Genomic DNA, 18,011 nt, shown 5'->3' with positions numbered 1-18,011 from the left:
GCCCTCATCAACGCTTGCCTTGTTCTACTCATGACTATATCGATCAGTAGTATTCTGGCTTTTACTCAACCGCTGTCGCTAGCCGCTCTTCCGGGCTTAGATCCATTGTTTTCCACCCAAGGCATTATGGTGATGCTGTTAGGTGCATACGCAGTGGCAATGTGGATGTTTCTCACCAGTGCCCCGAAGGTTCACACCATTATGGTGACGGACGTGCAGCTAGCAAAAAATCTCTATGAAGGGATGCTAGAGCTGCCAGCGGCTGATATTCCCTTGCACTATTACTATAATTACGAGCAATCTTTGGGTGCGGCAGCGATCGACCCCCTCTATCTTTCTCCGGGCATTGGGCGATCGGGGCTATCTTCTACCAGTGCCCCTGAAGGTTTGTGGTATCAGTTGAAAAAAAATACCCAGCTGCACATTATTGCAGGAGCTAGTCTGGGCGAGAAGAATCGTCAGCGGCACGTCTGCTTTGATCGAGACTGTTTAGAACAGGTGCTCTTGCGGGTGCAGATGCGAAACGTAAAGCACAAAATTCGGCAGGAGAAACCCCTAAATTTCTTGGTGAAGGACTATGACGGCAATGTGATTGAAATGGCGGAAGTATCTGCTTAAGAACTCATGCAATACCGTCGGTTTGGACGCACAGAGTTAGCCATGCCTGTTTTTTCGTGTGGTGGCATGAGATACCAACACAAGTGGCAGGACGTCTCACCGAAGCAGATTCCGGCTGACAGTCAGGCAAACCTGGAGGCAACCATCCGGCGATCGCTCGACGTGGGCATCAACCACATTGAAACTGCGCGCGGCTACGGCACCTCGGAAATGCAGTTGGGGCAAATCTTACCGACGCTGCCACGCGAGAAACTCATTGTCCAAACGAAAATTTCGCCTGTTGCCGATGCCAAAGCCTTTCGGCGTACGTTTGACCAGTCGCTGTCGTACCTGAAGCTTGATCACGTTGACTTGCTGGGGCTGCATGGCATCAACACGCCCGAGCTACTGGACTTTTGTATCCGTCCTGGTGGCTGCCTGGATGTTGTTCGTGCTTTGCAAAATCAGGGCAAAGTTCGGTTTGTCGGCTTCTCAACGCATGGACCCACTGATGTGATTGAGCAGACGATCGCCACTAATCAGTTCGACTACATAAATTTGCATTGGTACTACATCAACCAGACGAACTGGTCTGCGATTGAAGCTGCGGCTCGGCATGACATGGGCGTTTTTATCATCAGCCCTTCTGAAAAGGGTGGAATGCTCTTTAAGCCGCCGCAACGTTTGGTAAATCTGTGTGCACCGCTGAGTCCGATCGTCTTCAATGACCTGTTTTGCTTAAGCCATCCCCAAGTGCATACATTAAGCATTGGTGCTGCCAACCCTCAAGATTTTGATGAACATTTGAAGACATTAGCCTACCTGGACCATGCTTCGGACGTGCTGCCGCCTATCCTAGAGCAGTTGGAGCAGGCAGCGATCGACCGTCTTGGTGCAGATTGGATGAAAACCTGGCACATTGGTCTACCAACGCTAGCAGAAACGCCTGGAGGGCTGAACATCCCGGTGATGCTGTGGTTAAGAAATCTAGCGCTTGCCTACGACATGGTGGACTATGCCAAGATGCGGTACAACTTGCTGGGGCAAGGCGGGCACTGGTTTCCGGGTGCGAATGGCGATCGGGTGGCAGACCTCAATTTGCAGCCATGCCTCGCGCAGAGTCCCCACGCCGACAAAATTCCCCAGCTTCTAGCCGAAACCCATGCACTTCTAGGCGGTCAAAAAATACAGCGCTTATCCCGGCAATCGTCTACTAGAGAGCACATCCTGTAACTGCCGAGTGAAACATGGACTAGGCAGCCAGACAATTGTTGAGGTCGATCGCTCCAACATCTCTAAACTTTGGCTACACTCGCAAAGCGGATTTTAAGGTAATCATCTTCCATCTTTGCCCCCGCAGGTTCCAGGGCAGCTAACGACTGTGGCAGCACCAGATTACGACGGTGATTACCAATGCGAATGTTTAGCTCATCGCCGGATTTGCTTAGTTCAATTTGGTGCTTCTCAATGCCTGGTAGATACACTTCCAGACTGTACTGCTGTTTATCTTGCACCACTCGCAGCGTGGTTTCTTTGTAGTAAACCTGCGCCGGATCTTCATTGTTGGGGTAGAGGGTATCTTTGAGCCGATCGAGCGCTGCTAGCCCACACATCTCTTCCGAATACAGCGGCACTTCTTTAATCGGTAGCGGTGAGAAGTTTTCGTGGATTTCCTGACGATACTGCTGCTGTTGTTCCTTCCAGCGCTGGAAGAAGGGGTCAGAGACAGAATCGGGTAGGATACGGTTTGCCACCACCATATCCGTTGCCACGTTATACAGGCTCAGGTAAGCGTGGGCACGGAGTGATTCTTTGATCACCATTTTTTCAGGGTTCATGACCAGACGCACCGAGGTTTTAGTCGCATCAGTCAGCACTTTCTCCAGCGCTTCGATTTGCTCGTAGAACTCGAAGGGTGCATCCATCACCTCTTTGTCAGGGAGCGAAAAGCCCGCGATCGGTCGAAACAGTGGCTCTACCAACGGACGCAAGGCGACAGAAATTCCCTGAAAGGGCTTGTAGAACTTCCGCATATACCAACCGCCAACTTCTGGCAAGCTCAACAGACGTAGTGCGGTTCCCGTGGGTGCAGAGTCAATGATGAGCACATCGTACTCGCCCTCGTCGTAGTGGCGCTTCATCCGCACCAAGCCAAAAATTTCATCCATGCCAGGAAGGATTGCCAGTTCTTCTGCCTGTACCCCGTCCATGCCCCGCGCCTGCAAAACCTGAGTAATGTAGCGCTTTACGGCTCCCCAATTACCTTCCAGTTCCTTGAGCGCATCAAGTTCGGCTCCCCACAGATTAGGACGCACGAGTTTGGGGTCATGACCCAGTTCCACATCAAAGCTGTCTGCCAGAGAATGCGCTGGGTCGGTACTGAGAACAAGGGTGCGATAGCCAAGCTCAGCGCAACGCAAACCAGTGGCAGCAGCAACAGAGGTTTTGCCTACGCCCCCTTTGCCCGTCATCAAAATTACGCGCATGGCGATCGAACCCTACTAAGAATTGTTTACATTCTTTTACTTTATCGAGTTTTCGGCAGAAAGTGCTGCTTCAAGACATCCAAACGTGAACAATGCCAGTAGTCGAGGTGGGAGACAATCAAGCCATCCGCATTGAGAGTGAGTTCGCTCCAGCCAGGAATAGTGATGCGAGGACGCCAGGGCAGCGGTGTATTCCAGCTCAACGTCCAGTCTGTGCGGATACGGTTGCCTGTTTGTTGAATCTTATGCAAATCCATTTTGCAGTGGCGAAACCAGGCTTGGATAAACGCGATCGTGCGTTGGTAGCGATCGACTCCCCGAAACTCACTTGTCGGGTCTTTGAAATACACATCCTTAGCGTAAATGCTGTAAGTCTGGTCAACCGGAAACCGCTGGTAGTCGTCTTTAAGGATTTGAAGAATGTCCATGAGGGGGGAAGAGGGTTTTGCGTTCTGACTTTTGAGTTGAACCAGTTGTTAGTTGTTAGTTCACGAGCCGTTCCTGACTCCTTACTAATAACTAACAACTAAAAAGCCCCTTGAGTCCTGACTCCTAGCTCCTCGCCTCTCACTCCTTACTCGGTTCCCTCTAGTCGTCATAGCGCATTAACTTGCGGTAAAACGATTGCGAGAAATCTGCAAGGTGAACGCGCTTGAAATTTAGGATCACGTCGATGAGGAAATCAATGAACTCAAAGTTCGCCATCATGAGTTCATAGCTGAGTTCTGAGTTGCCGTCAAACTGAATGCGACAGCGGGTCAGGTCAGCCGGTAAGGTCGACACATTCCAGGTGGCAATGAAGGGGATGCTCTCACCGCCCTCAATTTTGCGCTGACCTTCTAGCGAGCCTTTTTGGTAGAGGCTGATTGCCAGGGGCAGGTGTGATCGCTTTGCTGCCTGCGGATAGTAGGGTGCATAAACGCCTACGTGCTGGTTGGGGGCGGGTTGAAGTTTGTCGATAGACATAGTCAATCTTCCTAGAGTGCTGTCAGGTGGAAAATGCAGTTGGGTAGGAGACTCAGCGCGTTTCGAGGAGGCGTTGTGATGCTGTGCGAAAGAGCTTTGGCAGTAGGAATGCTCAGACTGCCAGTGATTTTAACTCAAACCGCGATCGCTGCCGATGCGTGTTGCCCCAATTTCTCTAGACTGTCGTTGGAACGACGGTACTGTTTGCAGCACGCATCCGCATCAGCAAGCACAGGTAGCAAGCATAAGCTGTTGACCGACATCAGGCTAGATGAAGCCAGTTTCTTTCGCCGTGATCAGGCACACTGATTTTCTGCCTGCCGTAGTGTGCCCAAAATCAAGAATCGATCTGCATAAAATGAGATCCCGTTCCTTCTGCAACAGTACCGTCTGCTACATTGACTTCGTTCCTCGTCGGCTTGAAGGCGAAGGAGGTTGGGTTCGCGCCTGATGTCGGATATCACATTTGTCACACTAAGGTCTACAGGTAGGAGGCAGGGTACTAATGTTGTATGCAAGGCGCTTGTTTTCTGTAACTGTTCGACCTATTGTGGTTCTCAGCAGACTACTGTAGTTCTCAGCGGAGACTAAACGTTAAACAAGTTATGGCACCTCTGGTTGCAAATTATTATCTAACCTACCGTTGCAATGCACGGTGTCACTTTTGTGACATTTGGGCGTTAGAGCCGAAAAAAGAGGCAGATTTTGATACCATTCGCCGCAATTTAGCCGATCTGCGGCGGCTGAATGTGAAGTATGTAGACTTTACAGGTGGAGAACCACTACTGCGAACCGATGTTGGACAAATTTTTGCTGAAGCTAAGCAGCAAGGATTTGTGACGAGCATGACGACTAACACCATCCTCTACCCCAAGCGGGCACATGAAATGAAGGGGTTGGTCGATTTTCTGAACTTCTCGCTAGATGGTGCTGATGCTGAAACGCATGACCAATCGAGGGGCGTGAAAATTTTTGACACGTTGGTTGAGTCAGTGCAGCTTGCTCATTCACTAGGCGAAAACCCGGTTTTAAACCATACGGTGACTGCTCAGAACTATGAACGTATTGGGGAAGTGGCGGAACTGGGGCAACAGCTAGAAGCACGAGTCTGGCTCAACCCGGCATTTACGGCACACAGCAATTACAACTCAAAGAAAAATCCAACTCCGGAGCTGGTAACGGCGATCGAAGTGGCTGCTAAGCGCTACAGCAATGTGGGCTATAACAAAGCAGCCTTAGCGTTTATTGAAGCAGGCGGCAACGATACTAGCAATCCCCGCTGTAAAGCCGTTGATGCGGTCATTGCTATTTCGCCTAATGACGAACTGCTTTTGCCCTGTTATCACTTTGCTCAAACAGGTTTGCCGATCGAAGGACGACTGTATGACCTGTACAAGCAGTCCGAAGTTGTGGAAGACTATCGCCAATCTCAAGGTAAGCTATCCGTGTGTGAAGGCTGCACGGTTTGGTGTTATCTCATTCCAAGCTTCTTCAAAGGTTTAGATAAATATTGGTGGTTGAATCAAGTAACTTATGCCGGAGAGTTCCTGGCCCGAAAACGATTCTTACAGCGAGCTTGAACCGCTTGACTCGTTGTTTGTCGATCTATCTGATCTCCCTGAAGTGGAGAGTGCATCAAGTCAACCTGAGCGGGGTGATAACCGACGGCGGAGAGCAGCAATTTCGCTGGTTGTTATTTGGAGCGGCACGATCGCGCTGCACCTTGTTACCTGGGGCTATTGGGTTGTCGTTGGCTTAACGACCCTGATGGCTATCCAGGCAACACGGATCTTTCTGGCTCGTCCGCTGGCGACGCCAACCCCCCTATTAAGTGAGGCAGATGATGTTTTGCCGCTGGTATCTATTCTCGTAGCGGCAAAAAATGAAGCGGCAGTGATTGCCAGACTGGTCAAGACGCTCTGTGCACTGGACTATCCGACCCATTGTTACGAACTTTGGGTGATTGACGACAATAGCACTGATCAAACGCCTGCCTTGCTAAAACAGCTAGAGCAGCAGTATCAGCAGCTACGGGTGTTTTATCGTCCAGCGAATGCTGGCGGTGGTAAGTCGGGTGCGCTGAATCAGGTCTTGCCGTTGACAAAAGGTGAGATTATTGCCGTGTTTGATGCCGATGCCCAGGTGTCACACGATATGCTGCGGCGAGTTTTACCACTCTTTAAGCGCAGAGAACTGGGTGCTGTTCAGGTTCGCAAGTCAGTGTCTAACGGGTTTGAGAATGGCTGGACGTATGGTCAGGTTGCAGAAATGGCGCTGGATTCGTTCTATCAGCGGCAACGGATTGCGATCGGTGGCATTGGTGAACTGCGCGGTAATGGTCAGTTTGTCCGTCGTGAGGCGCTAGAACATTGTGGCGGCTGGAATGAAGCAACGATCACGGATGATCTGGATCTCACGTTTCGTTTGCATCTTGACCAGTGGGATGTGGATTTTATGGCGCTACCAGCCGTCGAAGAAGAGGGCGTAACGCAGGCAGTCTCGCTCTGGCATCAACGCAGCCGTTGGGCTGAAGGCGGCTACCAACGCTATCTTGATTACTGGCAACCGATCGTGCAGAACAAGATGGGCACGGGCAAAACGATCGACCTACTCATGTTCTGGGTGATTCAGTATTTGCTGCCAACCGCGATTGTGCCGGATCTTTTGATGTCGTTACTTCGCAACCGTCCGCTGTTGGTAACTCCGCTGACAACCTTGACACTGGTGTTGTCTATTTTAGGTACGGTGGCAGGTTTGCGTCAGATTCGATCGCAGTCAAGGCACTTACAGCAAGAGCCACTCGCTCAAAATGGAAGGTTGCGTGCCAAACGTGCTGAACTAGGCACAGTGCTTCTTTCTTCGATGCGGCTGTTGTTCCATACTGTTTTTGGCACAATCTATATGTTTCACTGGCTGCCCGTAGTCTCTGTAACAACCATCCGTCTTTCAATTCGCCCTAAACGTTTGAAATGGGTGAAGACGATTCACCAAGGGGAGGGATGAAGGAGAAGGGATGAAGGATGAAAGTTTTAGGTTAATTTAGCCTTTATCTTTAGCCTTGCCGTTCCTTCTCTCTACCCCTTACTCACGTTTCGCCGTCCTACTGTCTAGTTTTGTCGCACTCGATCGGGTACTCCGACGGGAGATACGCCAGCAAGCGAGCGGAGATTTTGCAATCGCAGGAGTTCGATGAAGTTGAGCGATCGTCCTTCGATTTCAGCGACCGCTTCGATAGCGCTTAACAGGTGACGAGCAGCTTCTGGTTCTTCGTAACCACGTCGTTGGGCAACTCGAAGGGCAGCTTCATCGGCATCAAGTTCCATTTGGGTACTCCGGTTAGTACGCCAGATTTGGGCACCTGCGATCGCAGTTAAGCCGCTTGCTGCAACAATGCCAACGGGATCGCCCTGCACCAGCTCCACAATGCCCCCGACAACACCCGCCAGCACTACACCCTGGTAAAGACTGGGACGAAACCACTTCACACCCGTCAGCCAACTCACCGTACGGAGAATTAGTAAATCGCGCTGCGGTCGAGAGAGACGCTCCCAAAGGTCAAAGTTAATCCAAATTGGGCGATCGCTCACCCAGGGCATCGGAAAGGTGCTGTCTACCACGACCCGTTGTTCAGGCTTGCTGACAAGCTTTGTCGCCATACGACCGGAGGCTGGCATGACATCCAGAAGGCGGCGCATCTCAAAATCTGGGTTCATAGCGGTTGCTGTATATCTTCACCTGTGTGAATTGTCGCACGAACGCCCATTAAGGCTGGCGCTCACACAGGCTTTTTAACAACAGGTTGGACAAACAAATAAACGTCATCGCGCTGATAGGTTAGCTGATAAGCTGCACTCTGCTGAAGCTGACCCAGCAAGGTAGTCAGACACTCCTTTGAACAACTCATCCCAGGGTGGCGAGTGTCTAATAAAACGTAGTTGAAATTATTATGCAATGCCGCAGTTTTAAAGTGGTTAAGCTCGAATTGCACTGTAGGACGATGTGTTAAGTGCGGCACAATTTGAGCACTGGTCAAAACGCTGGCTGCCGGTTGTATTTGTGCGATCGCTTCTCGTGTTGCCTGCCAGGTATCTAATTTTTTCAGATAACGCCCAAAGAAAAAGTCATACTTTGCTAATGCTAAAAAGGCAATTAGTGACCACAAAATCATGCCACGTCGATTCCGAATCCAGCTTTTATCGTTTGCTACAGCAGCAATAATTGCTAACAAAAGAAACGGTAAAATCGGTACAGAATATTGATGAACTAAATCTTTTTGCGGCTGATAGACTGTGAGTAAATTCATCGACAGTTGCGGTACTGCTGCTAGCAATGGTGCAAGATGCTTCAGCGATAGCCCCCACAGAACAGGTATGAATAACAAGCAAAGATATTCTAAATTAGGCAGTGAAAAGAGACGATTTAAGACTAAGTTTGGCTGAAGAAAGATATTTTTGGCAATGTCTAAAACGGAGTTGCCTAATCCTGCATACCGAGCGACGGCTTCAACTCCAAACGGTCTAAAGTGCGGAATCACAACCTGTGTCGCTAGCAAAAACCATGCCGTTCCAGTGCCAAGAGCGATCGCGCCACACAGCCGTTTCCTTTCTACCAGTAGGAGCCATATGCCCATTGCCGCGACGGTCAGTGAGAGCGCATCCCGACAGCCCAAAATGAAAAGAGTACCCAGCGTAAACCAGAGTGGTCGGTTTTGGCGCGCAGCTAAAACGACCGCTAAAAGCACGGGCAACGCCAGCACTTCAGGGTGGAAGTCAAACAGGTTAATGTTAAAAACTAACGGATAGAGAAGATATACCACTGCGATCGCGATCGCCTGCCCTGGTTTTACTCCGGCTTGTTTGGCTAACAGCCATGTTGGGATGACTCCTAAGGAAAGCGCGATCGCCTGTAGAGCTAAGAGCCAATAAACGCTTGGGTAGATTTTGTAGAGCGGTGCTAGCAGATACAGTATCCAATCTGCATGACCACCTAAGAAATGGAAGCCCCAAAAAGAGACAACCGGCGGTTGTCCCTGGCTAATTAAATAAAGAGCCTGATCGAAATAACCCAGGTCAAACGCAGCCGAATGAAACAGAATGTGGCGCGTGCTACTAGCAAGAAAAAGCACGACTGCGCTAACACCAACTAACCAAAAAATGGGTTTAGCTTCAGAGTCAGACCGATCATTAAGAGCATCTAGTGAAGTAAGCTTCTGATCCATTTACTTAGACACTACGTTAGAGCAATTTGCAGTTTGAGAATGTGCCACGTTCTATTCTATGGCTGACTTAACACCACTTAGAGACTGGGTTTCGACTGCGCTCAACCCGCCTACAAGGGCTGAGCGCATTGAGACTTCGGTGTGCGCTTTCGACCTGAGCGCTCAAGCCGAAGGGCGCTCAGACTTCAGCGTTGCGTTCAGCCGAAACGTCGAGCGCGAAGTTGAAAGGCAGCTTATAAATAATTACGCCCAGCTACTTATTCTATAAGGGTGTGTAGCATTCTCATTCAAATAAGGTACGTGTGCTGTCTCTTGACTTTGTGTCATACGACCTGCCAAGCAGCCGTTAAGAGTCTCACGCTTACTGCCCAGGTTGTCTTACGCCTGTAGGCTTGGGGCTAACAGACGGTTGTGCAGGCGTTACTCTAACCTGTGGAGTCGTGGTTGGCTTAAGCGAAGGCTGTGGAGCTGCCTGTGTCGCGAGTGGAGATGGCTTGGCGGGTACTGCGATCGGCGTTGGTGACACAGTTGTTGTGGGTGAGGCAGTAGGGGCGGTTAATGGAGTAGGAGTCGGCGTTGGGCTTACCACAGGGGGCTGTTGTTCACCGAGAATGCTGGCATTGCCTGTATCAAAAACACCAGCGACACAAGCAATCATCAACGTTGCCAAAGTGCCAATAAACAGTGCTTTCCAACCGAGTTCAGAAATATCTTTGCGGCGTGAGGGGATGAGGGCGATCGTGCCGCCCACAAAAATGCCTACCGATGCGAGATGAGCAAAGCCCGATAGCGCGTAGCTCACGATTAAAACGGCACGATCGCTGATGACCCGCGTACCTTCAGGTAATGCTGCTGCTGCCGCCAGTGCTTGATAAGGCGGAATCGCGGTTTCAAACAATCTGCGTCCAATGATGACTGAGGATTGCCATAGTTCTTCCCAATTCAGGGAAACGCCGGTGAGAGCGGTCAGCGGCAAGAACAGCACACCCAGAATGTTTGCTAGCGTCACCACCTGGAAAACGTCGCCAATAGGGCTGGGCAACGCTGCCAGTCCGCCAAAGATTTGATTGATTAAGGAAACAAGACCGAGGATCAGAATCAGCACAGCAGCGATCGCCACTGCCATTTTGACCCCGTCCAGCGCACCGACGATCGCGGCATCCAGCGGACTGACACGTTCGATCGGTTCACCGCCAACGGTTTCCTGCGGTACGACTGGCGCATCATCGTCATCATCCATTTGGATACGAGTACGGGGAAACTTGTCCGCGTCGGCAGCAACATCAGCAGGTTGTACAGCCGTATCGCGTACCTTGGTTTGCTTCTCCTCTACCGGAATGCCGCCTGCGGTCACAGGTACTTCTGTCTCTGGCACCAAAATTTTGGACAGCACAAAGCATGCTGGGATCGCCATAATTGATGCCGACACTAGATGTCCTAGAATGTTGGGAAAGACGGGCTTCAAAAAGCTGACGTAAATTGCCAGCGTAGACGATGCTGCCGTGCCAAAGCAGCAGGCAAGAATGGCACACAGCTCGCTACGGGTCATTCTCGGCAAAAACGGTTTCACTACGATCGCCGCCTCAATACCTACAAAAATATTGGCAGCCCCGCTCAGTGCTTCTGCACCACTCAACCGCATCACGGTATAGAACACTTTGGCAAAGACGTTGGTGATGACCTGAATCACGCCAATGTTATAGAGCAGCGCCATCAGACCGGAGAAGAAAATCACCGTTGGCAGTGCCCGAAAGGCAAAGATATAGCCCAAATTTACATCAGGCGGCGTTCCTGGTACGGGCACAATATTTCGACCAAAGACGAACCGTGCTCCGGTGTCAGCGGCATCAAACACACTGTTCAGCAAATTGCTAAAGATTTGAAGCGCATCCCGTGTTCCTGGCAGAATAAACACACACGCGCCCAACACAAGCTGAAGCAGAATACCCGCAATCACCACACGCCAGGGAAACACTCGCAAACTGCGATTTTCTGAAAAGAGCCACGCAATAAAGCACAATCCAAAGATGCCGAGAAACGAAATGATATTAAGCAGCGGCATAGATTGAGTGTTCCTTCTGATCGCGGTTTCAGTAATTCTGTTGGTGTCTACGGCAGTGTAGTGTGGTGTGGTGAGGCACAGGGTTTGATTCAACCCTCTAGCGTCTCAGTCGCACTACAGCCTGAAGCGTGATGCACTAAAAGTCTATAGCTTTATAATTAAGGCTTCAGTAAGACCATACCCAAGGTAGACGACTTCAGCGCATCTTCAATCATTAAATCTCACTTATTTTTCAAAACTTATCGGAGTAGCGCGCTTGCTTCGGAAGAAGCTAGACACAGACATGACCGATCGCTCTTCACCATTGAGATTCACGAAGCCCACTCTTTAGTCATTGGGCAGGTTGGGGGTTAAAAGGTTGATAATAGAAGCAATATTTCTCCTTATTTGTCTGCATGGAAGCGTTTGAACTGACTCCTCCTGATTGGACTAAAGCGACCGTTCACGCCTCAGAATTTTGTTGTCCTGCCTGTCAAGCGTCTAGTAAAGCGGCAACGCGGGTCTGGATTAATCGGCGCTCGCCTGTTTACACCGAAGATCATCGTCGCAAATGGCAAGAGTTTTACGAATGCCAATGCACGCAAGTGTGGTGGGCATGGAGCAGCGATCGACCGCCCTCTGAGCTTGCCAACAAAGAGCGAGACATTCCGCCGCCCCGTTTTTTCAACCCTTTTAATGACCTGTAAATATAGCCACCGTTGCTAGGCTTGCGCCTCGGTCGCGGGTTGAGCAACATATTGCTGCTCATGGCAACGCCCTTGCTGGTGAAGTGTGTTGCGTTCCCAAAAAACGCCATCAGCATAGCCCTGAATGGAGGCATCCGTGTCGGCGATCGCAAGGCGCTTTTCAGCCAAGCAACAGTATAGTTCGTCCAGTTCCACACCGATGTAACGCCTGCCTAGCTTCTTCGCGACAACAGAGGTGGTGCCTGAACCAAGAAAAGGATCAAACACAACATCACCTGTATTAGAACTGGCAAGCATGATTTTTGCCACCAACTTTTCAGGCTTTTGAGTGGGATGATCAGTGTTTTCTGGCATTGACCAGAAGGGAATCGTAAGGTCAGTCCACAGGTTAGAGGGATGAGTCAGGCGGAAGTTACCTGCGTCTGTACGATCCCAGTCTTTAGGTTTGCCAGCCATTCTGTAAGGAGCAATCACTTTTCGCTTTAGCTTGACGGCTTCGACATTGAAGGTATAAGTATCAGAGACCGTACAAAACCAGATATCTTCTGAGGCATTCTTCCAATTTCGAGCGGCTCCACGCCCTTTCTCACGTTCCCACGTGATGCGGTTACGCACCTGAAACCGATGTTTGATGACATCAAAAACGGCGGGTGACGATCGCCAATCGGAACAAAGATAGATAGAGGCAGTTGGTTTCAGTATTGGTTCAAGACCCTGCAAATAGGTGTCTAGCCACTCTGTATAATCCGCTAAATCTCTTCGTTTAAAGCTGCTATCGTTAAACGTTTTGTCTAAGTTGTAGGGCGGATCAATAAATAGCAAATCAACGCACTGCTCTGGCAACCAGCGTAGAGCTGTCAGCAAATCTTGATGAATCGTACAATTAACAATGGCTTCTAACTCAGTGAGTTGGCTGAGTTGAACAAGCTTTTGTTTGTAGACCCTTCGCTCTTCCTCACTTAAATCGATCGTTCGATTACGGGGCGCACGCTCTTTGTCTTGCAACATCTTTATGCTGGCTAAACTCTCGGCTGACGGCTGAACTAACAGAGGATAAGCCTGACTGTCATTGCATCTCAGCTACGTTAACCCAACCTCAAGCCTTTGACCGAGAAACTTTGAGCGATCGTCCGTTATATGTAGTGAAGTTATCCCAAGACATTACCAAACACAGCAATCTTGAGTAATGCATTCACAGAGGCTGTTCTGGCTTGCGAAGCGGCTCCTCCGGGAGAGGAATAAATTCTGCTTCGTCAGGTACAGTCGCAAAGCGTCCTTCCTGCCAATCGCGTTTCGCCTGCTCAATGCGCTCAGGACGGCTGGAGACAAAATTCCACCATTTGTGGCGCTTCCCAATCGGCTCACCACCAACGATAATACAGCGAGCCGCACTGTCAGACGCAATCTCTACTGATGTTCCAGGCACCAGCACCGCTAGTCGATGCTGCTCTAGAGCAACCCCGTTCAGCCGTAACCCTGATGTAACGCTGTAAACTGCCTGCTCACTGTAATCACCTGGTAAGGTGAACTGCGTCCCTGGTGCAAGTTGAACATCCAAATAAAGTATTGGCGAGAAGGTTTGCACTGGAGATGTACGACCATACGCTTCGCCTGCAATAAGCGTAAACGCAACGCCTGCTTCCTCCCAGATTGGCAGATCGGCTGCCGGATGATGACGGAACCAGGGATCTGTTTCTTCGTGTTCATCCGGTAGCGCCACCCAGGTTTGAATGCCATGCAGAGTTGCTTCTTTGTTGCGCTCTTCATCGGGCGATCGCTCAGAGTGGACAATTCCTCGCCCTGCGGTCATCCAGTTCACTGCACCCGGACGGATTTCCTGCACGTTGCCTTCACTGTCACGATGCAGAAAAGCGCCCTCAAACAAGTAGGTGACGGTTGCTAGATTGATGTGGGGATGCGGTCTGACATCAACACCTTTTCCAGGTGGAAACACTGCCGGACCCAGATGATCAAAAAAGATGAAGGGACCAACCAGCGTGACAGCCTCTGACGGCAGCAACCGACGAGCTTGAAACCCACCGAGATCTTGAACGTGTGGTGCAATGAGGTGCTGAATGCAAGAAGTCATGATGTGGTTTGGGGAAACATCAACAATTAATTTACTCGTTCGACCCTTTGCTAAAGCAATTTTAGTCTGGACTATAGGATAAATCGAGAGGTTGTGTGGAGGCAGTGATCGCGCACAATCCTCTAAGACCATTCTATGGAAAGACGCTGTATGTGCTCATTCTGCGTAACATCGTTCTAGACAACGTGCAACGAGGTACAACAGATGGCAGCGGCGACCGATCAAGCGCAAGCAGTGCAAAAGTTACGTGAGTTGATGAAAGACATTTACTTTTGTATGTTGACGACGATCGACGATGATGACAACCTCCGCAGTCGTCCCATGTCAACGAATGGAAATATTGAGGAAGATGGTAGTCTCTGGTTTTTTACCTATGGCAGTGATCATAAAGTGGTGGAAATCGAGCGCCAAAATCGCGTCAATGTCAGTTTTGCTGCACCAGATAAACAGCAATACGTCTCGTTATCCGGTACAGCTGCATTGGTAACTGATCGCGACAAAATTAAGGAGTTGTGGCAGCCCGATCTAAAAGCCTGGTTTCCTCAAGGTTTAGATGAGCCTGATATTGCCTTACTAAAGATTAGTGTAGAAAAGGCAGAATACTGGGATGCTCCAGCAGGCTGGGTTGCTAAAGCGATTGGGTTCGCAACAGCAGTGACAACTGGCGAAAAAGCAAATCCGGCTGAACATGAGAAAATTGATTTGCGGTAGCGCTGTAAGTGTAGAAAAATCGGGTTACGACTGAGCGCGGCTCTCTTGAACGTTCGATCGGTCGTATTATCGCGTCCTTACAACTAAGTCTGTCTTCGCAGATATTGGGGCTACGGGTTTCAACCAACTGCGTAGGGTTAGCCCTTCTCCACAAAACAAGCTTGTTTAATTGGTTCGGTAAGCTGTGGGTGTCACGCCTGTAAGCTGTCGAAACTGTTTGCTTAAATGGCTGTGGCTGTTGAAACCGCATAGCAACGCAATCTCCATCACTGATTGATCGGTTTGTTTCAATAATTGTTTTGCCCGTTCGACTCGTTGTTGTAGCAAGTATTGATAGGGAGCCGTGCCGATCGCCTGCTTGAAGACATGGCTGAAATGAAACTGACTCATACCCAATAATTGAGCTAGACTTGACAGCTTGATATCTTCATCTAGATGTTCATTGATATACTCCAAAACTTGCAGCAGTTGGCGCTCAGGTAAGCCACTCTTATACGTTGGCAGGCGTGCTTCAGTCGTTGCATATTGCCTAAGTATGCGCACTGCTAAGACGTTTGTTAGCGATTCAATATAAAGCTTACCGCCTAGATTTTCCTGTTGTAGTTCAGCCAGCAGCATCATGCCGATCGCCTCAATTTGAGGATTACGAGTCCGGAATTCGGGGAGTAATTCCAGGTACTCTAGATTTTGGTCAAGGATTTCTTGGGCAATGCGCTGGATAAAGTGAGCGGCAAGCCGAATCTGCAAGTAATGATCCTCACTATCCCACCGAGCGAAAAATGGTGTCTTCGCTGGTGTGATGGAAATGTCACCTTTTCCATATAGCCCTGAATAGGTTTTCCCTTCTCTAACTTGCAAAAAGCGGACTGGACGGGAGGCAAGCGATAAACAAATCGTATGCTCATCGCTGTAATGGCAGTTTGCCTCACCCGGCGGATGTTGGAATTGCTCAACCAGAATGTTTTCCCAACCGTGCTTCTGGCTAGACAGGATCGGCTGCCCAGCGGTTTCAAGCTGGTGATTGGCGATCGACTTCTTCGTGTAGATCCAATTCATCGCTAGCAAGCCTCAATTCCCTATTAGAGCGAGATGCTGCATGGGTGTTTCTACAAAAAACTTGCTCATAAGCCCAAATAGAACCGCTATCAATCTGATTGTATGAGCGTTCATAACACTTCTGCCAAGCCACCTAAAGATTGATCGCAAGATTTTGACAGTGGCACAACAATCAGATAGCAAAACAGATGTGACTTCCCTACGCTGAGAGAATGATTAGGCAGGAGGAACTATGGCACATTTATTACACATTGATTCGAGTCCTAGAGGCGAGCGATCGCAGTCTCGACGACTGACCAGAGAGTTTGTTGAACAATGGCAGCAAGTCCATCCTGGCGATACCGTTAGCTATCGCGATGTCGGTCGCAATCCGGTTCCGCATATCGATGAACCGTGGATTGCTGCTGCTTTTACACCGCCAGAAAAACACACTCCTCAATTGCAGGAAGCCATTCATCTGAGCGATCAACTGGTGGATGAATTTTTGGCAGCTGATATCTATATCATCGGTGTTCCCATGTATAACTTCAGCGTTCCCAGTAGCTTCAAGGCGTATATTGACCAAATTGTGCGAGTTGGACGTACCGTTGCTTTTGAACCAGATGATGCTGCTAACGTTTTCAAACCGCTAGTACTTGGTAAGAAGATGTTTGTGATTGAAGCTCGGGGTGATTCTGGTTTTCAACCGGGCGGACGCTACGAAAAGATGAATCATCACGACCCTTATCTTGTTACCGTTTTCGGCTTTATGGGCATTACTGACATCACCTTTATCCACGTTGAAAACGATGAATATGGCGGGCAAAAGTTAGCAGAGTCGATTGCTTCTGCTCGTACCCAGGTAGCGCAACTAGTGGGAAGCAATACATGACAAATCTTGAAATTATCCAAGAGTTATACAAAGCTTTCTGCGAGAAAGATTATGATGCCTTCTTGCACATTTGTACCACTGACCTCGAATGAATTCAGAATGAAGGCTTTCCACACGGTGCAGCTTATCAAGGTGCAGCCTCAGTAGTTGAAGGAGTCCTCAAGTCCAATGATGAGCGATGGGAAACGTTCTCATTCCGCGTCGATCAGGACCTTGATGCAGGAGATTCTGTCGTTGTCATCGGAGCCTATGTCGGCTGCGATCGACACACGCAGAAGTCACTTTGTGCTGCCGCCGCACACGTTTATGATCTCGTTGATCGCAAGGTGCGCCGTTTCCAAATGTTCGCTGATACAAAAACAATTTGGAATTCTATGGGCTGATGAATTAAAGTTTGAGGCGATAGCCAATGCCGCGCACTGTTTCGATGCGGTCTTCGCCTAGTTTGCGCCGCAGATGCCCGATGTAGACATTGACAATGTTGGTGCCGGGGTCGTAGTCGTAGCCCCAGATGCGATCGAGGAGTTGTTCGCGTGTAAACACCTGCATCGGATGCCGCAAAAAAACTTCGGCAAGCAAAAACTCACGGGCAGAGAGGTCGATCGCACGCTCTCGTACCCAAACCTGACGGCTCAACAAATTTAGCGTCATATCGCCCACTTGCAGTGTGGTTTCCTGCCGTGCACCGGGTACTTGCCGATTGCGGAGTTGCACTCGAATGCGTGCCAGCAGTTCCTCAAAGCGAAAGGGCTTAGTAACATAATCATCGCCCCCTGCCTCTAGAGCAGACACCGTATCATCTACGCCATCGCGCGCCGTCAGCACAATAATGGGAATGGTTTCACCCTGACCGCGTACAGTCGCAATGACAGCCAAGCCATCGCCATCGGGCAAGCCGAGGTCAAGAATCAACAAGTCAAAATTGTCGCTGTAGGCAAGACGGGCTGCCTCTCGAGCGGTTGCTACCACTGTTGTTGTGAAACTGTGGGCTTGCAAGCCCGTTTCTAAAAAGGAGGTGATACGGGGGTTGTCTTCAGCAATGAGAATGCGATTCATGCGACAGTTTACCCAACAGCCATATCCTTCTGGATCTTATAGCCATTTCCACTTATAAAAGTCCCACCCTTCCACTCCTACCCGTTCTGGGAATAAGCTACACCCTTCTACCAGAACTGTGGCTTACCCCTTTAAGGCTTGTTGTGGATTTGTTGTTGATGGCGTTGTAGATTTTAGGGCTGAAACAAGTGCTAAATGAAGTAGCTTCTGTTT

Annotated in this window: 19 protein-coding genes; 9 read left to right on the top strand and 10 right to left on the bottom strand. The window is 49.7% G+C overall.

What is annotated here, in order from left to right; genetic code table 11:
* Positions 1-30 precede the first annotated feature (30 nt).
* Positions 31-618, top strand: coding sequence for a glyoxalase-like domain protein (locus H6F86_RS22015; protein ID WP_190451260.1), 588 nt, complete (start codon positions 31-33; stop codon positions 616-618).
* Positions 619-624: 6 nt separating this feature from the next.
* Positions 625-1,830, top strand: a complete 1,206-nt coding sequence (locus H6F86_RS22010) for an aldo/keto reductase (protein WP_190451258.1) — start codon at positions 625-627, stop codon at positions 1,828-1,830.
* Between the two features lie 62 nt (positions 1,831-1,892).
* Here the strand turns inward: H6F86_RS22010 and H6F86_RS22005 are convergent, their stop codons facing one another.
* The 3 genes from H6F86_RS22005 to ebsA form a co-directional block, all read right to left on the bottom strand.
* On the bottom strand, positions 1,893-3,083 hold the full coding sequence (locus H6F86_RS22005) for a TRC40/GET3/ArsA family transport-energizing ATPase (protein WP_190451256.1): 1,191 nt from the start codon (positions 3,081-3,083) through the stop codon (positions 1,893-1,895).
* A gap of 41 nt (positions 3,084-3,124) precedes the next feature.
* Positions 3,125-3,511 carry a DUF2358 domain-containing protein gene (locus H6F86_RS22000; protein ID WP_190451254.1) on the bottom strand — a complete coding sequence of 129 codons (387 nt, stop codon included), beginning with the start codon at positions 3,509-3,511 and terminating at the stop codon, positions 3,125-3,127.
* A 160-nt stretch (positions 3,512-3,671) separates the two neighbouring features.
* On the bottom strand, positions 3,672-4,049 hold the full coding sequence (gene ebsA, locus H6F86_RS21995; protein ID WP_190451251.1) for a type IV pilus biogenesis protein EbsA: 378 nt from the start codon (positions 4,047-4,049) through the stop codon (positions 3,672-3,674).
* Between the two features lie 78 nt (positions 4,050-4,127).
* On the opposite strand from ebsA, the gene H6F86_RS21990 reads away from it, so the two are divergent.
* The 3 genes from H6F86_RS21990 (at position 4,128) to H6F86_RS21980 (ending at position 7,052) form a co-directional block, all read left to right on the top strand.
* Positions 4,128-4,358: a hypothetical protein gene (locus tag H6F86_RS21990; protein WP_190451248.1), complete on the top strand. Its 231-nt coding sequence runs from the start codon at positions 4,128-4,130 to the stop codon at positions 4,356-4,358.
* Between the two features lie 296 nt (positions 4,359-4,654).
* Positions 4,655-5,629: a radical SAM protein gene (locus H6F86_RS21985; RefSeq protein WP_190451246.1), complete on the top strand. Its 975-nt coding sequence runs from the start codon at positions 4,655-4,657 to the stop codon at positions 5,627-5,629.
* A complete protein-coding gene (locus H6F86_RS21980) occupies positions 5,583-7,052 on the top strand; it encodes a glycosyltransferase family 2 protein (RefSeq protein ID WP_190451244.1) in 1,470 nt (489 codons plus the stop codon). Before H6F86_RS21985 ends, H6F86_RS21980 begins: the two co-directional genes overlap by 47 nt.
* Before the next feature lie 104 nt (positions 7,053-7,156).
* Here the strand turns inward: H6F86_RS21980 and H6F86_RS21975 are convergent, their stop codons facing one another.
* The 3 genes from H6F86_RS21975 to H6F86_RS21965 form a co-directional block, all read right to left on the bottom strand.
* Positions 7,157-7,762 (bottom strand): DUF3318 domain-containing protein, encoded by a 606-nt coding sequence (locus H6F86_RS21975; protein WP_190451242.1) that lies wholly within the window; start codon positions 7,760-7,762, stop codon positions 7,157-7,159.
* Between the two features lie 62 nt (positions 7,763-7,824).
* Positions 7,825-9,267, bottom strand: a complete 1,443-nt coding sequence (locus H6F86_RS21970; protein WP_190451240.1) for a DUF2079 domain-containing protein — start codon at positions 9,265-9,267, stop codon at positions 7,825-7,827.
* Between the two features lie 361 nt (positions 9,268-9,628).
* Positions 9,629-11,329 carry a nucleoside transporter C-terminal domain-containing protein gene (locus H6F86_RS21965; RefSeq protein ID WP_190451239.1) on the bottom strand — a complete coding sequence of 567 codons (1,701 nt, stop codon included), beginning with the start codon at positions 11,327-11,329 and terminating at the stop codon, positions 9,629-9,631.
* Between the two features lie 3 nt (positions 11,330-11,332).
* On the opposite strand from H6F86_RS21965, the gene H6F86_RS32925 reads away from it, so the two are divergent.
* Both H6F86_RS32925 and H6F86_RS21960 read left to right on the top strand, forming a co-directional pair.
* A complete protein-coding gene (locus H6F86_RS32925) occupies positions 11,333-11,461 on the top strand; it encodes a hypothetical protein (RefSeq protein WP_277881698.1) in 129 nt (42 codons plus the stop codon).
* Between the two features lie 263 nt (positions 11,462-11,724).
* Positions 11,725-12,015, top strand: a complete 291-nt coding sequence (locus tag H6F86_RS21960) for a hypothetical protein (RefSeq protein ID WP_190451238.1) — start codon at positions 11,725-11,727, stop codon at positions 12,013-12,015.
* 15 nt (positions 12,016-12,030) lie between these two features.
* Here the strand turns inward: H6F86_RS21960 and H6F86_RS21955 are convergent, their stop codons facing one another.
* A complete protein-coding gene (locus tag H6F86_RS21955; RefSeq protein ID WP_190451236.1) occupies positions 12,031-13,023 on the bottom strand; it encodes a DNA methyltransferase in 993 nt (330 codons plus the stop codon).
* A gap of 184 nt (positions 13,024-13,207) precedes the next feature.
* The gene (locus H6F86_RS21950) at positions 13,208-14,104 is read right to left on the bottom strand and encodes a pirin family protein (protein WP_190451234.1); all 897 of its coding nucleotides are present in this window, start codon (positions 14,102-14,104) and stop codon (positions 13,208-13,210) included.
* A 204-nt stretch (positions 14,105-14,308) separates the two neighbouring features.
* Here H6F86_RS21950 and H6F86_RS21945 point away from each other — a divergent pair, with 204 nt between their 5' ends.
* Positions 14,309-14,815, top strand: a complete 507-nt coding sequence (locus tag H6F86_RS21945) for a pyridoxamine 5'-phosphate oxidase family protein (RefSeq protein WP_190451232.1) — start codon at positions 14,309-14,311, stop codon at positions 14,813-14,815.
* 165 nt (positions 14,816-14,980) lie between these two features.
* Here H6F86_RS21945 and H6F86_RS21940 read toward each other — a convergent pair whose 3' ends face one another.
* Entirely contained in the window at positions 14,981-15,871 is an 891-nt protein-coding gene (locus H6F86_RS21940) for a helix-turn-helix domain-containing protein (RefSeq protein WP_190451230.1), read from the bottom strand.
* Between the two features lie 232 nt (positions 15,872-16,103).
* Between H6F86_RS21940 and H6F86_RS21935 the strand changes: the two genes are divergently transcribed.
* Positions 16,104-16,742 (top strand): FMN-dependent NADH-azoreductase, encoded by a 639-nt coding sequence (locus H6F86_RS21935; protein WP_190451228.1) that lies wholly within the window; start codon positions 16,104-16,106, stop codon positions 16,740-16,742.
* A gap of 387 nt (positions 16,743-17,129) precedes the next feature.
* Here the strand turns inward: H6F86_RS21935 and H6F86_RS21930 are convergent, their stop codons facing one another.
* On the bottom strand, positions 17,130-17,798 hold the full coding sequence (locus H6F86_RS21930; protein WP_190451226.1) for a response regulator transcription factor: 669 nt from the start codon (positions 17,796-17,798) through the stop codon (positions 17,130-17,132).
* Positions 17,799-18,011: the final 213 nt, after the last annotated feature.

It is taken from the genome of Phormidium sp. FACHB-592 (assembly GCF_014695795.1).
Lineage (GTDB): Bacteria > Cyanobacteriota > Cyanobacteriia > Leptolyngbyales > Leptolyngbyaceae > Stenomitos.
The sequence above is the reverse complement of the archived record's forward strand: the minus strand, read 5'-3'. Positions and strand labels throughout refer to the sequence as shown.

What these genes read in the sequence shown, in the direction of transcription:
- H6F86_RS21935 (WP_190451228.1), top strand. Translation starts at nt 16,104, where the DNA reads ATGGCACATTTATTACACATTGATTCGAGTCCTAGAGGCGAGCGATCG.
- ebsA (WP_190451251.1), bottom strand. Translation starts at nt 4,049, where the DNA reads ATGTCTATCGACAAACTTCAACCCGCCCCCAACCAGCACGTAGGCGTT.
- H6F86_RS21945 (WP_190451232.1), top strand. Translation starts at nt 14,309, where the DNA reads ATGGCAGCGGCGACCGATCAAGCGCAAGCAGTGCAAAAGTTACGTGAG.
- H6F86_RS21990 (WP_190451248.1), top strand. Translation starts at nt 4,128, where the DNA reads ATGCTGTGCGAAAGAGCTTTGGCAGTAGGAATGCTCAGACTGCCAGTG.
- H6F86_RS22010 (WP_190451258.1), top strand. Translation starts at nt 625, where the DNA reads ATGCAATACCGTCGGTTTGGACGCACAGAGTTAGCCATGCCTGTTTTT.
- H6F86_RS21985 (WP_190451246.1), top strand. Translation starts at nt 4,655, where the DNA reads ATGGCACCTCTGGTTGCAAATTATTATCTAACCTACCGTTGCAATGCA.
- H6F86_RS21955 (WP_190451236.1), bottom strand. Translation starts at nt 13,023, where the DNA reads ATGTTGCAAGACAAAGAGCGTGCGCCCCGTAATCGAACGATCGATTTA.
- H6F86_RS21980 (WP_190451244.1), top strand. Translation starts at nt 5,583, where the DNA reads ATGCCGGAGAGTTCCTGGCCCGAAAACGATTCTTACAGCGAGCTTGAA.
- H6F86_RS21940 (WP_190451230.1), bottom strand. Translation starts at nt 15,871, where the DNA reads ATGAATTGGATCTACACGAAGAAGTCGATCGCCAATCACCAGCTTGAA.
- H6F86_RS21965 (WP_190451239.1), bottom strand. Translation starts at nt 11,329, where the DNA reads ATGCCGCTGCTTAATATCATTTCGTTTCTCGGCATCTTTGGATTGTGC.
- H6F86_RS21970 (WP_190451240.1), bottom strand. Translation starts at nt 9,267, where the DNA reads ATGGATCAGAAGCTTACTTCACTAGATGCTCTTAATGATCGGTCTGAC.
- H6F86_RS21930 (WP_190451226.1), bottom strand. Translation starts at nt 17,798, where the DNA reads ATGAATCGCATTCTCATTGCTGAAGACAACCCCCGTATCACCTCCTTT.
- H6F86_RS22005 (WP_190451256.1), bottom strand. Translation starts at nt 3,083, where the DNA reads ATGCGCGTAATTTTGATGACGGGCAAAGGGGGCGTAGGCAAAACCTCT.
- H6F86_RS21975 (WP_190451242.1), bottom strand. Translation starts at nt 7,762, where the DNA reads ATGAACCCAGATTTTGAGATGCGCCGCCTTCTGGATGTCATGCCAGCC.
- H6F86_RS21960 (WP_190451238.1), top strand. Translation starts at nt 11,725, where the DNA reads ATGGAAGCGTTTGAACTGACTCCTCCTGATTGGACTAAAGCGACCGTT.
- H6F86_RS21950 (WP_190451234.1), bottom strand. Translation starts at nt 14,104, where the DNA reads ATGACTTCTTGCATTCAGCACCTCATTGCACCACACGTTCAAGATCTC.
- H6F86_RS22000 (WP_190451254.1), bottom strand. Translation starts at nt 3,511, where the DNA reads ATGGACATTCTTCAAATCCTTAAAGACGACTACCAGCGGTTTCCGGTT.
- H6F86_RS22015 (WP_190451260.1), top strand. Translation starts at nt 31, where the DNA reads ATGACTATATCGATCAGTAGTATTCTGGCTTTTACTCAACCGCTGTCG.